We start from the raw sequence: 12,914 nt of genomic DNA, 5'->3' as shown, positions 1-12,914 counted from the left end.
TGAGGGCATGGCGAAGTACTTCGACGTCCACCCGGTGGACCCCCAGCCCCGGGCGATCGGCCAGGCGGTCGAGATCCTTCGGACGGGTGGCCTCATCGCCTACCCGACCGACTCATGCTTCGCCCTTGGCTGCTCGCTCGACAACCCCGAGGGCAAGGAGCGCATCCTGCGCATCCGGCAGCTCGACGACAAGCACCACTTCACGCTGGTCTGCTCGGACTTCGCGCAGCTCGGCCAGTTCGTGCACCTCGACAACTCGGTGTTCCGTGCCATCAAGGCCGCGACGCCCGGCCCCTACACGTTCATCCTGCCGGCGACGAAGGAGGTGCCGCGACGCCTGCTCCATGCCAAGAAGAAGACGGTGGGCGTCCGCATCCCCGAGCACCCGGTGGTGCGCGAGCTGCTCAAGGCGATGGGTGAGCCGATCCTGTCGAGCACGCTGCTCATGCCCGACGACGACGAGCCGATGACCGAGGGCTGGGAGATCAAGGACCGCCTCGACCACGTCGTCGACGCCGTGATCGACTCGGGGGAGTGCGGCCTGGAGCCCACGACCGTCGTCGACTGGTCCGACGGCTATCCCGTCGTGACCCGGGTCGGCGCGGGCGACCCCAGCCCGTTCGAGTGAGGGCGGGGGCGGCGGCCACGAGCGAAAGCCGTTCGGCCGAGGCGTGCCCCTGTCGCACCGGGTCGTGGTGCTGTTCAATCGGGCCATGAGCCAAGGCGCCCGAGACGTGAGCCCGACTCCCGAGTCCCTGGACTCGCTGCTTGCCGGTCTCGACGAGGCCGACCGCGAGACCCTGGAGCTGCGGCTCGAGCGATGGTCCGACGACCTCCTGGCGGCGCTGCAGGTGCTCTACCCCGAGCAGGACGTCTCCGCGATCGCCCTACGTCTCGTCGAACGGGCCGTGTCCGCCCACCAGGAGAGGGCACCGGAGCTGCGCCGCCTCGACCAGCGCCGGTTGCTGCGGCCGGACTGGCTCCAGCAGCCCGAGATGTTCGGGTACGCCTGCTACACCGAGCGTTTCGCCGGTGACCTTCGGGGGCTCAGCGGCCGCCTCGACCACTTGCGCGACCTCGGGGTGACCTACCTGCACCTCATGCCGCTGCTGCTACCCCGCGACGGCGACAACGACGGCGGCTATGCCGTGCAGGACTTCCGCACGGTGCGCCCCGATCTCGGCGACGTCGAGGACCTGCGCTCGCTGGCCGGCGACCTTCGCGCACAGGGCATCTCGCTCGTGCTCGACCTCGTGCTCAACCACGTGGCGCGTGAGCACGAGTGGGCGCGGCGGGCCCGGGCGGGGGAGTCGCACTACCGCGACTACTTCCACGTCTACCCCGACCGCGTCATGCCGGACGCGTACGAACGCACCCTGCCCGAGGTGTTCCCCGACTTCGCCCCCGGCAACTTCACGTGGGACGACGAGCTGGGCGGCTGGGCCTGGACGACGTTCAACGAGTGGCAGTGGGACGTCAACTGGTCCAATCCCGACGTACTCGTCGAGTACGCCGACATCGTGCTCTACCTCGCGAACCTCGGTGTCGAGGTGCTGCGGCTCGACGCCATCGCGTTCACCTGGAAGCGTCTGGGGACGAACTGCCAGAACCAGCCCGAGGTGCACGCGGTCACCCAGGCCCTGCGCACGGTCGCGCGGATCGCCTGCCCAGCGCTCGCCTTCAAGGCCGAGGCGATCGTCGGCCCGCGCGACCTCGTGCAGTACCTGGGCCAGGGCGAGCACGCCGGGCGGGTCAGCGACATCGCCTACCACAACAGCCTCATGGTGCAGGTGTGGTCGATGCTCGCGACGGGCAGCACCGGCCTCACCAAGCAGGCCCTGACGGCCCTGCCACCGACCCCTCCGAGCGGCACGTGGATCTGCTACGTCCGCTGCCACGACGACATCGGCTGGGCCATCGACGACGGCGACGCAGCCGCGGCCGGCCTCGACGGCTACGCCCACCGTCGCTTCCTCTCCGACTGGTATGCCGGCGACCAGCCCGGGTCGTGGGCGCACGGACTCGTCTTCCAGCACAACCCGGCAACGGGAGACAAGCGGATCAGCGGCACGGCGGCAGCCCTGACCGGCCTCTCCGACGCGGAGCGGCGCGCAGACTCGGGTGCGGTGGGGCTCGGGATGGCGCGCCTCTTCCTCGCCCACGCGGTCGTGTCCGGCTGGGGCGGCATACCGGTGGTGTGGAGCGGTGACGAGCTCGGGATGCCGAACGACCCGCACTGGGCCGAGGAGCCCGGGCACGAGGACGACAACCGCTGGGCCCACCGCGAACGCATCGACTGGGCGCTCGCGGAGCACCGGGGCGACCTGGGGACGACCGCCGGCAAGGTCTTCCAGGGGCTGCGACACCTGGCCGCGGTCCGCCGCGCCCTTCCCCAGCTCCACGCCTCGGCCCAGACCCGCGTGGTGCTCGAGACCGACGACGGCGTGCTGGCGGTGGTGCGCACGCACCCGAGCGGCTCCATGGTCTGCGTCTACAACGTGACGGCGTCGTGGCAGACCGTCCCGGTCCAGCTCTTCCTCGACGCCGGCATCACGCACGCGCACGACGCGCTGGGCGGGCACCCCGTCTTCGGTGACGCCCGCGGGCTCGCATCGCTGAGCCCGTATGCCGCGTGGTGGGTCACCGAGACACCGGCTGAGGTCTTACGCGCCTGAGACTGCGCGCTCCTTGGTAAAGGTTGTGCGATAACCTTTACCAAGGAGGTGGACAACGCATGGCACCGACCTGGCCCGCGCTCCACACGCGCACGGTTCCATGGCGACCCGTCGAGGGCCTGCTCGAGCTGTCGCGCCGCGCCCAGCGGGCCAGCCCGCGCAGCTACGCCGCGGCCGTCGTGCCGCCCATCGCCGCGACGCGGCTGGTGCTCGACGGCGACCTCGCGGCGGACCTCGACGAGGCCACCCGTCTGCTCGCGTCGTTCGACGCCGGGGGAGCGGGCGAGATCGCCCCGTTCGCCTCCGTCCTCCTGCGGTCCGAGAGCGCCGCCAGCTCCCAGATCGAGAACCTGACGTCCTCCGCCCGCGCCCTGGCCGAGGCCGAGATCGGCGAGGGAAACCGCGCCAACGCCGCCGTCATCCTCGGCAATGTTCGCACCATGCAGGCAGCACTCGAGCTCGCCGGACGGCTCGACGAGGACGCCGTGCTCGCGATGCACCGCGCCCTCATGGCCCACCAGACGCAGCACCCGGCCGGGCGATGGCGCGACCAGCAGGTGTGGGTCGGCGGCTCGGGCGTCCACCCCGGCGACGCGCACTTCGTGCCGCCCGTGGCCGACGACGTGCCTGCGCTCATGGCCGATCTCATCGCCTTCATGGACCGCGACGACCTGCCGCCACTCGCGCACGCGGCGCTGGCGCATGCCCAGTTCGAGACGATCCACCCCTTCACCGACGGCAACGGGCGCACCGGGCGCGCCCTGCTGCACTCGGTCCTGCTCCACACCGGAGTGATCCACCAGGTCACGGTGCCGATCTCTGCCGGCCTGCTGGCCATCCGCGAGGACTACGTCGAAGCCCTGATGGCCTACCGCCGGGGAGACACCGAGCCCATCCTGCGATGCGTGGCCGAGGCCGCGCGCAACGGCACCCACATCGGCGAGCGGCTCGTGGCGACCCTGCGAGAGGTGCGCGCCGACTGGGCCGAGCGCCTCACCGCCCGGGCCGGCTCGGCGTCGTGGGCGATGCTCGACCTCCTGCTGCGCCAGCCGGTCGTCACGTCGCGGGTCGTCATGCGCGAGCTCGAGGTCTCGGCCCCCACCGCCCAGTCGGCCCTCCAACGCCTCGTCGACGACGGCGTCCTGCTCGAGTCGACCGGACACCGGCGCAACCGCGTCTACCGGGCCCCGGCGGCCTTGCGGGCCCTCGACGCGTATGCCGCCGGGCTGGGTCGCCGCGCCCGCTGACTGTCAGCCCGGGGGGTGGCACCTGCAGTGCTAGGCTTGATGAATTCGCTTGTGCTGCAATGTTATTCGCCGTTAATCGACATTATGATGTTCGTCGTCAGAGACCGGCGAGGGCCAGATCCACCCACGCGCCGTGCGGGTGGCAGGTGCCGAGCGTCACCGACTCACGCTCCCGATCACCGCGCCAGCGACGCAGGCCGACGACCGTGCTGCCGTCGTCGGCTCCGGCCGGGGCCTCGATGCCGGGCGCGCACCCCGGCGGCTCCGCCGTGAGCCAGGACACGGCTTCGCCGTCGATGGCGAGCAGCCGCACGGCGGCCTCAAGGCCGGTGCGTCGTGAGGCATCGACGTAGGTCAGCGCCCACGAGCTGAAGACGACGACGTGGGCCCCGGCGCCCGCCTGGGCCCGTGCCCGCTCGACGGCCGCGGGCAGGCCGTCGACCATGTCGTGGCGCAGCACCGTCGGCTGCTGGCCTCGCAGCAGGTCCCGCGCGGCACGGAAGCGCTCGGCCCTGCCCGGCACCTCCGGCCAGAGGCACGCCTCCAGCCAACGCAAGGCACCGTCGTCGGCCAGGTCCACCGGGTCGAGGTCGACCCCGACGCGCCCCCTCACCGGAGGGAGTGCGAGCGTCTCGGACCCGAGCCCGGCCACCGTGCCCGACCGGTCCTGGCCCGCGCAGCGGACGCTCGAGGCCGGGTCACCCAGGACCACCTCGCCCTCCGGCGAGTCGATGCGGACGGCATACCGATCGACGGCGAGGAGCAGTCCGGCGCTCGCGCCGAGCTCGACCAGTGCGAGTGGGCGGTCACGCGTGTCGTGCGATGCGGCCGCCAGACCTAGCGCGAGGTAGACCGCGCGGTTCACCTCGTTCGTCTGCGTCCCGTGCGTCGCGATCTGCTCCAGCAGCTCGTCGCGGTGCTCGCGGACCGTGCGCCGAACGTCAGGCCACGGGTCTCCAGCGGGCAGTGCATTCGCACCCACGACACTCGGATACCACTGCGCTGCAGGCGTATCCGGGCGGTGGAGGGCCAAGTCGTGGAGGGCCGCCAGCCACAGGACCGGGCGAGCCTGGCCCGGCCTCGCGGCGAGCAGCATCGACGCCAGGTCGGGGTCGTCGGCGAGGTGGCGGCAGATCGTCGCGTAGAGCGGGAGCGCGGCATACTCGGTGGCGAACTCGGAGAAGCGCCGCTGGATCCGGGCGAGCCGCTCGGCGTCGCGCGGCGCCTCATCAGGCACCGGTGACTCCGTCGAGACTCTCGCGAACGAGGTCGGCGTGTCCGTTGTGACGGGCATACTCGCCGATGAGGTGGAGGTAGACGAACCGCAGCGAGAAGGGTTCACCGCCGGCCTCGAACACGCCATCGAGCGACCGACCGGCCACCGCTCGGTCGGCGGCCGCCCACTCGGTCAGCAGTGCCTCGTAGTCCTCACGTGCCGTAGCCGGGTCGAGGTCGTCGAAGTCGAGGTCGACCCCGCTGCCGAAACCGTGCAGAGCGGCCACGGGCTCGCCTGCGACCCTCTGGCGCAGCCAGATCCGCTCGACCTTGCGGAGGTGGCGTAGCAGGCCGAGGAGGCTGAGGTTGGACGGCTCGATGGTGCGCTCGGCGAGCTGCGCGGCGGTCAGGCCCGAGCACTTCGCGAGCAGGGTCGAGCGGTGCCAGTCGAGCATCTCGGGCAGCATCTTCGCCTCGGGCGCGACGAGAGAACCGCCGGGACGCTCGACCTCAGGGGCCGTCCATGGCGCAGTGGCGCTCTCGGTCGCCGTGCTCTGGCTCATGGGTCAAGACCTCCGTTGACGGGTTCGTCTGTGACAGATTGCGATTCGCGCTCCAGCAGCACGATCACCTCGTGGTGCGACGTCTGGGGGAACATGTCGTGCAGACGAGCCCGTCGCGCGACGTAGGAGGGCATGCGAGCGAGGTCGCGGGCGAGGCTGTCGACGTTGCAGCTGGAGTAGGTCACGTGGTCGGCGCCCGAGCGCTCGATCCAGGCCGCCAGGTCGGGGCCGATGCCGCGCCGTGGCGGGTTGACGACCACCATCGACCTGCCGGCGCCGAGCACGGTCGGGTCGAGCGCGGCGACGTCCGTGGCGTCACCGGCCCTGAACGTCACGTCGACGGAGACGGTCCCCGCCGCGCGCAGTCTCTCGGCGCTCAGCTCGGCGCTGCGCACCGCCTCGGGGGACACCTCGATGCCCAGCACTCGTTGGAGCGCGCTGTGGCCGGTGGAGCAGTGCAGGGCGAAGCCGCCCACGCCGCAGTAGAGGTCGAGCACGGTCTCGGGCCGCACCTCGAGCGCCCAGTCACGGGCCTGGCGGTAGAGGCCTGCGGCCACAGCGGTGTTGGTCTGGAAGAAGCTGTTGGGTCGCAGGTTGAGCGTGACGTCGTTGACCGGCATCTCCAGCACCGCCTGCTCGGTGAGCACCACCTCGGTCTCACCCTCGAGGACGGCCTTGTGCTCGGGCTGGAGGTTCACTGACACGACCCGCACCTCGGACAGGTGTTCGAGCAGGCGGGGCAGCCGCGACTGGAGCAACGCGAGGTGCTTCTTCGAGCGGAGCACGAGGCGCAGCATCACCTCACCGGTGGGGGAGAGGCTCAGGATCAGGTGCTTGAGCTCGCCACGTCGGGCCGCCACGTCGTAGGGCTCCAGGCCGATCTCGTCGACGACGTCAGCGAGCCGGGGGATCAGCCGCTGGAGCGGTTCCTCGTGCAGCCCGCAGGCCCGTAGGTCGACGCCGCCCAACTGCGGGTCGAGGATCCCGAGGGTGACCGCGCCCGCGCGGCCGCCGACGACGAGCTTTGCCTTGTTGCGGAAGGCGGACTCGCGGCTGGCGAAGGGTTCGAGCCAGGTGACCTCAGGAGCGACGGACGCCAGGGCCTGCTGACATCGCTCGAGCTTCTCGGCGAGCTGGACGGCATACGGAACGCCCATCAGGGCGCACGAGCGGCAGCGTCCCGCGTCGAAGTAGTCGCACTGCACCGAGCAAGGCTACGGCGCGACGCCCGAGTCTAGGACGACGGGTAGACCGCTCAGGGGGAGGTCTGACAAACAGCAAAGTGACATAATGTCGATTATCGGCGTTATACCGTTCCTCAACTGCTCGCGGGGGGCCGCCATCCAGACCGCGTCGCGCGGCGCCTCTGCAACGGGCCGCGCGACGGGCCCTTCCCACGCAGACAAGGGTCGCTCGGGCGGCAGGCCGCTCGCCATCAGACCTTCGACCTAGAACCCGGCCGCCGCCGGAGATCGACTCATGGCCACCCGTCGCCTACGGCTCGGTCCGTGACAGCCAGTCGCCGAGCACGCGCTCCAAGGTCGAGCAATCGGCCGACGTCAGTCCCGCCAGCATCTCCTCGTCGCCGGCCATCACGGCACCCAGGATGCGGTCCACCGCAGCCAGTCCGTCGGCCGTGAGCTGGACGTGGACCGTCCGCCGGTCGGGCTCCTCGCGCACGCGTTCGACGAACCCGAGCCGTTCCATGGCCTGCACCCGCTGCGTCGTCGCGCCGGCCGTGACCCGGCACCGCCGCGTGAGCTCGCCGGCCGTCAGCCGGTGCGGCGACCCGGCGCGCCGCAGGGTCGCCAGGACGTCGAGATGGCTCTGCTCCACGCCGAGGTCCGCGAGCACCCTCGTCCGGTTCTCGGTGGCACGTGCGGCCAGACGCCAGAGCGGGGTCAGCACCGAGATGGACGAGACGTCGACGTCGGGTCGCTCACGACGCCAGGCCTCGACCATCTCTGCGACCCGCTCCCCCGAAGGCTCACTCACCATCGATACTTTAGCGCTAAAGCGCAGTGGTGGGGAACCGTCTCCCCACCCTGCGTGGCCGCGTGTCGTCCGCTGGCCGGTGGGTCGCAAGCCAGCGCGTGCCGCCCGGGCGACGGACGGCATACGTAAGCGGGACGCTGCGGCGTGTTGGGGCCGCTCCCGGTGCCCTCTCCGACGCGTTGTGGGACCGTTGCGCCATGTCGCACGACGTCGTCAACGCCGCCCGCCCCGAGACTCGGGAGCAGCGCGCCTGGTACTGGTACGACTGGGCCAACTCGGCCTACGTCACGACCACCGCAACGGTGCTCATGAGCCCCTACCTGACGTCGGTGGCCGAGGAGGCAGCCTGCCCCGGGCTCGCGGACGGCCAGGACTGCACGACGACGCTCTCGGTGTTCGGCATCCCGGTCGCGCCCGGCTCGCTGTGGTTCTTCACCGTGACCTTCACGACCATCCTCTCGGCGGTCGTGCTCATCTTCATCGGCGCCATCGCTGACCGCAGCCCCCGCCCGACCAGGCTCTTCGGGGCGTTCGCCTGGGTTGGCGCCGCCGCGGCGAGCCTCATGTTCTTCGTCGCCGGCACGAACTGGCAGCTCGGGGCGGCACTCGTCGTCGTGGCGGGCATCTGCCTCGGCGCCTCGCTCGTCATCTACGACTCGATCCTCGTGCGCATCGCCAACGAGAACGAGCGAGACCGGGTCTCCTCGAAGGGCTGGGCCTTCGGCTACCTCGGCGGCGGCATCCTGCTCACCCTGAACTTCGCGCTCGACTTCTTCCACGAGGACCTCGGCCTCGACCGCGCCCTGAGCACGCGCATCAGCATCCTGTCCGCCGGCTTGTGGTGGGCCGGCTTCACGCTCATCCCCTACCTGGGGCTGCGCCACCTCACCGGCACCGCCGAGACGCCCGTCGATCGCGCGGCCGGTGTGGTCGGCGGCAGCATCGCCCAGTTGCGCAGCACCTTCCGCGACCTCGCCCGCTACCCGCAGACGAAGATGTTCCTGCTCGCCTACCTCTTCTTCAACGACGGCATCCAGACCGTCATCGGCAGCTCGAGCATCTACGGGTCCAAGGAGCTCGGCTTCTCCGAGACGACGGTGCTCGGGGTGTTCCTCTTCGTCCAGTTCGTCGCGTTCTTCGGGGCGCGGCTCTTCGGGCGCGTCGCGGCGACGATCGGCGCCTGGCGCACGGTGCTCTACGGCATCGGCCTCTGGACGGTGGTCGTGGTCTTTGCCTTCCTCGTGCCGTCCAAGTCGCTCGTCATCTTCCTGGCCCTCGCCCTGCTCATCGGCATCGTGCTCGGCGGCACCCAGGCCCTGTCCCGATCGCTCTACAGCCAGCTGATCCCGCGCGGCCGGGAGGCGGAGTACTTCAGTCTCTACCAGGCCATGGAACGCGGCACGAGCTGGTTCGGCACGCTCATCTTCGGGCTGGTCTACCAGGTCACCCTCAGCTACCGCTGGGCCATCATCGCCCTGATCATCTTCTTCGCCATCGGGGGCGTCCTGCTCTCTCGCGTACGCATGCGCGAGGGCATCGAGCAGGCCGGCAACCCTGTCCCCGCCGTGATCTGAGACGCGATTACAATCCGGGCAACTCCGGGGAACAAGTCAACCGTTTCGCTCGTTCAAGCGTCTGTGAGGGTATGACACCAACGGGTGTCACAGCGGCAGAAGTTCTGGAGGKGTCCACATGGCCGATCGAGCACTACGCGGTTCCAACCTCGGCGCGAGGAGCATGGAATCCGACGAGAACGTTGTACCGAGTGAGCGTCAGCTCACCGTCTACGTCTGCCCTGACGGCCACCGCACCGAGCTTCCCTTCTCGATCGAGGCCGACGTGCCCGCCACCTGGGAGTGCCGTTGCGGCCTCGACGCCAGGCTGCAGGGTGGGCCCGAGCCCGAGGCGAAGCAGGTCAAGCACCAGCGCACGCACTGGGACATGCTGCTCGAGCGCCGGTCCATCCCCGAGCTCGAGGAGCTGCTCGAGGAGCGCCTCCTGCTCCTGCGCGAGTCACGTGGCGAGAAGCCTCGCCGCCGCAAGAGCGCCTGACAGACGTACCACCGAGAAGCCCGCCCCGTTCGTGGGGGCGGGCTTTTCGCTGTCCTGCCACGCCCACTCGAAAGCCCATTTTCGTACGCCGTCCCGCCCAGTCGAATGCCCCACTTTCGTACGCCGACCCGCCCCGTCGAATGCCCATTTTCGTACGCCGACCCGCCCAGTCGAGTGCCCACTTTCCTACGCTGCGGCGTCGGGAAGTGGGCACTCGACGCGGGCTGGGCGTCGGGAAGTGGGCACTCGACGCGGGCTGGGGCGTCGGGAGGTGAGCACTCGACGGGGACGGTCAGTCCTCGTCGATGATCTCGCCCTCGACCACCTCGTCGCTCGACGACGAACGGCGCGGGCCCTGCGGCGTCTGCTGGTCCCAGCCCGGCTGGCCGGTCACGGTCGGGCCGGTGAAGCGCTCGGTCTGGGCGATCATCCGGCGGGAGATCACGGCCGCCAGCATGCTGCGGGCCACCGGCCGCGTGAACGGCAGCACCAGCAACAGGCCAAGCACGTCGGAGACGAAGCCCGGAGCGAGCAGCAGGCTGCCGCCGACCAGCACCACGACACCGTCGGCGATCTCGCGGGCCGGCATGCGACCACTGCGCACGGCCTGCTCCAGCGCGCGCCACGCCTTTGCGCCCTCTCGACGGATCAGCCAGGCACCGAGCAGCGACGTCGCCACGAGCAGCAGGAAGGTGGGCCAGCCACCGATGGCCTGGCCGACGGCGATGATGACCACGATCTCGATGATCGGCAGGACCAGCAGGGCGACGAGCGCCAGCCGGGTCAACCGCACCCGCCGGGCACGAGGGGTGCCGGGAGCGGTGGTCATGGCCGGTCCCCCACCGGCTCGCTGCGCCGGGCCTTCTGTGCCACTGAGCGCAGCTGGCCCAACCGGTGCTCGACACCCCAGCGCGTGACGCTCGTCAGGGCCTCGCGGACGATGTCCTTGCCCATCTTGGAGACGCCGACCTCGCGCTCGACGAACGTGATCGGCACCTCGACGACCGTGAGCCCCGCTCGGACCGCACGCAGCGTCAGGTCGATCTGGAAGCAGTAGCCCTGCGACTCGACACCCTGCAGCCCCATGGTGCGAAGGGCGCTGGCGCGGTAGGCGCGGTAGCCGGCCGTGGCGTCGTTGACCGCCATCCCGAGCATCAGCTTGGTGTAGACGTTGGCCCCGACCGAGAGCAGCTTGCGGTGGACCGGCCAGTTGCGCACCTCTCCCCCACGCACCCAGCGCGCCCCGATGACGACATCGGCCTCGCCGAGGGCGGCGAGCAGGGACGGGAGCTGCTCGGGCAGGTGCGAGCCGTCGGCGTCCATCTCGACGGCGGCGTCGTAGCCACGATCGAGCACGATCGCGAAGCCCGCGAGGTAGGCCGTTCCGAGGCCCTCCTTGCCGGCGCGGTGCACGACGTGGACCTGGGGGTCGGAGGCGGCGACGCCGTCGGCGACCTGTCCGGTGCCGTCAGGCGACGCGTCGTCGAGCACGAAGACGTCGACGGACGGGGCGCTCGCCCGCACCCGGGCGATGATCCCGGGCAGGTTGTCACGCTCGTTGTACGTCGGGATGAGCACGGCCACCCTGGTCACCGGCTCACGCTGAGTCGTCGTCATCCTCTTCCTTCGTCGTGTCTGCCACCGCACGCCCGCGGCGGATTCCGAGGGCCAGCATCATCAGCAGTGCAGCGGCGGCGACCCATTCGGGGGCCTCGCCGACCCGGGTCGCCAGTGTCGTGGCGTCCCGCAATGGTAGGGCCCCTCGAACGACCGCCTGCGTGAACAACGACGTGACCTGGTGGGCGGTTCCATCGGGCGTGATGAGGGCGCTCTGCCCCACGGTGGAGACGTGCACGACCGAGCGCCCGAACTCCATGGCGCGCAGCCGGCTGATGGCGAGCTGCTGCGGGGACTCTGCGGTGAAGCCGAACGTCGCGTTGTTCGTCTGCACGACCAGCACGTTGGCCCCCGTCTGCACCGCGTCGCGCATGATGTCGTCGTAGGCCACCTCGAAGCAGATCGCGAGACCGGCCCGGATCGACTGCCCACTCGGTGTGGTCACGCGGAACACGCCGGGGGCGTCGCCGGGCACGAAGTCGTTGCGGACGAGGTCGACCTCCTTGCTGAAGTGGCGCCAGAAGGACCGGTTGGGGATGTACTCCGCGAACGGCACCGGGTGGCGCTTCACGTAGCGGTCGGTGTTGCCCTTGCCGGGCTCGAAGAGCAACGCGACGTTCGACAGGAACCCGACGGGCTCCTCGAGCAGGCCCCCGACGATGAGCGGGCGCTGGAGCGTCTCGACGGTCTGCAGGATCAGCGACTTCGCGTCGGCGTTGCGCAGCGGGTCGATGTCCGACGCGTTCTCGGGCCAGACGACGAGGTCGGGCGCCGGGGCCCGACCGGCGGTCACGTCCTGCTGCGCCTTCAGCGTCGCGGCGATGTGCTTGTCGAGCACCGCGCGCCGCTCGGCGTTGAAGTCGAGCCCGGGGCGCGCCACGTTGCCCTGAACGCCGAGGAACTGGGCGGTCGGGCCGTCGGTCGGCAGTGGCACGGCCAGCCCGATGAGGCCGAGCACGAGCGAGGCGGCCACCGGCAGCGTGACAGCACGAGACGGCATACGCGATCGGTGGGGTCTGGCTGCGAACGCTCGCTGGGCCGCCAGTGCGAGGAACCCGCCGGCGAGGGCGATGGCGAAGCCGACGAACGGGGCGCCGCCCACTGCGACGAGACGCGCGAACGGCGAGTCCGCCTGCCCGAACGCGATCTTCACCCAGGGGAACCCGCCGTAGGGCGCCCGCGCCCGGAAACCCTCCGTCACGACCCAGACGAGGGCGAACCCGGCGGGACGCACCCTGCCGTCGCGGCAGAGCCACCCGACGAGGGCCCCTGCGAGCCCGACGAAGAGCGCCTCCAGCGTCGCCAGCGCTATCCACGGGACCGCGCCGACGTAGATGCCCGACCAGCTCAGGGTCGGCACGAAGAAGACGAGCCCCCCAGCGAAACCGAGCCCGAAACCGCGGCCGGCGCCGGCGCCGCCCCCCGACCACGCCCACGCCCACAGGCCGAGCGCGAGCGGCGCGGCGACCCACACGTCGAACGTCGGGAACGCGAAGCAGAGGAGCCCGCCCGCGAGCAGGGACACGATGAGACGCCGCACGGGGTTCACC

General features: G+C 70.8%; 12 protein-coding genes. 5 read left to right on the top strand and 7 right to left on the bottom strand.

Annotated elements, in window-relative coordinates; all coding sequences use genetic code 11:
• The first annotated feature begins 7 nt into the window (after positions 1-7).
• The 3 genes from AC1DE0_RS18740 (at position 8) to AC1DE0_RS18730 (ending at position 3,922) form a co-directional block, all read left to right on the top strand.
• Positions 8-628, top strand: a complete 621-nt coding sequence (locus AC1DE0_RS18740) for an L-threonylcarbamoyladenylate synthase (RefSeq protein ID WP_478103930.1) — start codon at positions 8-10, stop codon at positions 626-628.
• Positions 629-713: 85 nt separating this feature from the next.
• Positions 714-2,675 (top strand): alpha-amylase family protein, encoded by a 1,962-nt coding sequence (locus AC1DE0_RS18735; protein WP_478103926.1) that lies wholly within the window; start codon positions 714-716, stop codon positions 2,673-2,675.
• Between the two features lie 59 nt (positions 2,676-2,734).
• On the top strand, positions 2,735-3,922 hold the full coding sequence (locus AC1DE0_RS18730; RefSeq protein ID WP_478103922.1) for a Fic family protein: 1,188 nt from the start codon (positions 2,735-2,737) through the stop codon (positions 3,920-3,922).
• Between the two features lie 97 nt (positions 3,923-4,019).
• Here the strand turns inward: AC1DE0_RS18730 and AC1DE0_RS18725 are convergent, their stop codons facing one another.
• The 4 genes from AC1DE0_RS18725 to AC1DE0_RS18710 form a co-directional block, all read right to left on the bottom strand.
• The gene (locus AC1DE0_RS18725) at positions 4,020-5,159 is read right to left on the bottom strand and encodes a DUF2332 domain-containing protein (protein ID WP_478103918.1); all 1,140 of its coding nucleotides are present in this window, start codon (positions 5,157-5,159) and stop codon (positions 4,020-4,022) included.
• On the bottom strand, positions 5,152-5,700 hold the full coding sequence (locus tag AC1DE0_RS18720) for a mycothiol transferase (protein WP_478103913.1): 549 nt from the start codon (positions 5,698-5,700) through the stop codon (positions 5,152-5,154). Before AC1DE0_RS18720 ends, AC1DE0_RS18725 begins: the two co-directional genes overlap by 8 nt.
• A complete protein-coding gene (locus tag AC1DE0_RS18715) occupies positions 5,697-6,905 on the bottom strand; it encodes a methyltransferase domain-containing protein (protein WP_478103908.1) in 1,209 nt (402 codons plus the stop codon). The genes AC1DE0_RS18720 and AC1DE0_RS18715 overlap by 4 nt, the downstream gene beginning before the upstream one ends.
• A 289-nt stretch (positions 6,906-7,194) precedes the next feature.
• The gene (locus tag AC1DE0_RS18710; protein WP_478103904.1) at positions 7,195-7,695 is read right to left on the bottom strand and encodes a MarR family winged helix-turn-helix transcriptional regulator; all 501 of its coding nucleotides are present in this window, start codon (positions 7,693-7,695) and stop codon (positions 7,195-7,197) included.
• Positions 7,696-7,892: 197 nt separating this feature from the next.
• Between AC1DE0_RS18710 and AC1DE0_RS18705 the strand changes: the two genes are divergently transcribed.
• A complete protein-coding gene (locus AC1DE0_RS18705; protein ID WP_478103900.1) occupies positions 7,893-9,269 on the top strand; it encodes an MFS transporter in 1,377 nt (458 codons plus the stop codon).
• A gap of 118 nt (positions 9,270-9,387) precedes the next feature.
• The gene (locus AC1DE0_RS18700) at positions 9,388-9,747 is read left to right on the top strand and encodes an RNA polymerase-binding protein RbpA (protein WP_478103896.1); all 360 of its coding nucleotides are present in this window, start codon (positions 9,388-9,390) and stop codon (positions 9,745-9,747) included.
• Positions 9,748-10,039: 292 nt separating this feature from the next.
• On the opposite strand, the gene AC1DE0_RS18695 is transcribed toward AC1DE0_RS18700, so the two are convergent.
• From AC1DE0_RS18695 to lnt, 3 genes are read right to left on the bottom strand one after another with little or no spacing between them, the layout of a single operon-like run.
• A complete protein-coding gene (locus tag AC1DE0_RS18695) occupies positions 10,040-10,576 on the bottom strand; it encodes an FxsA family protein (protein WP_478103894.1) in 537 nt (178 codons plus the stop codon).
• On the bottom strand, positions 10,573-11,364 hold the full coding sequence (locus AC1DE0_RS18690; RefSeq protein WP_478103889.1) for a polyprenol monophosphomannose synthase: 792 nt from the start codon (positions 11,362-11,364) through the stop codon (positions 10,573-10,575). Before AC1DE0_RS18690 ends, AC1DE0_RS18695 begins: the two co-directional genes overlap by 4 nt.
• On the bottom strand, positions 11,345-12,904 hold the full coding sequence (gene lnt / locus AC1DE0_RS18685) for an apolipoprotein N-acyltransferase (protein ID WP_478103885.1): 1,560 nt from the start codon (positions 12,902-12,904) through the stop codon (positions 11,345-11,347). Before lnt ends, AC1DE0_RS18690 begins: the two co-directional genes overlap by 20 nt.
• Between the last annotated feature and the right edge of the window lie 10 nt (positions 12,905-12,914).

The organism is Terrabacter sp. 05T424 (assembly GCF_056396225.1).
Note: the sequence above shows the minus strand (reverse complement) of the source record. Positions and strands in the feature narration are given on the sequence as shown.

Excerpts from the sequence above, each read along its gene's own strand:
- AC1DE0_RS18730 (WP_478103922.1), top strand. The coding sequence starts at position 2,735 with ATGGCACCGACCTGGCCCGCGCTCCACACGCGCACGGTTCCATGGCGA.
- AC1DE0_RS18735 (WP_478103926.1), top strand. The coding sequence starts at position 714 with ATGAGCCAAGGCGCCCGAGACGTGAGCCCGACTCCCGAGTCCCTGGAC.
- AC1DE0_RS18690 (WP_478103889.1), bottom strand. The coding sequence starts at position 11,364 with ATGACGACGACTCAGCGTGAGCCGGTGACCAGGGTGGCCGTGCTCATC.
- AC1DE0_RS18720 (WP_478103913.1), bottom strand. The coding sequence starts at position 5,700 with ATGAGCCAGAGCACGGCGACCGAGAGCGCCACTGCGCCATGGACGGCC.
- AC1DE0_RS18740 (WP_478103930.1), top strand. The coding sequence starts at position 8 with ATGGCGAAGTACTTCGACGTCCACCCGGTGGACCCCCAGCCCCGGGCG.
- AC1DE0_RS18705 (WP_478103900.1), top strand. The coding sequence starts at position 7,893 with ATGTCGCACGACGTCGTCAACGCCGCCCGCCCCGAGACTCGGGAGCAG.
- AC1DE0_RS18695 (WP_478103894.1), bottom strand. The coding sequence starts at position 10,576 with ATGACCACCGCTCCCGGCACCCCTCGTGCCCGGCGGGTGCGGTTGACC.
- AC1DE0_RS18700 (WP_478103896.1), top strand. The coding sequence starts at position 9,388 with ATGGCCGATCGAGCACTACGCGGTTCCAACCTCGGCGCGAGGAGCATG.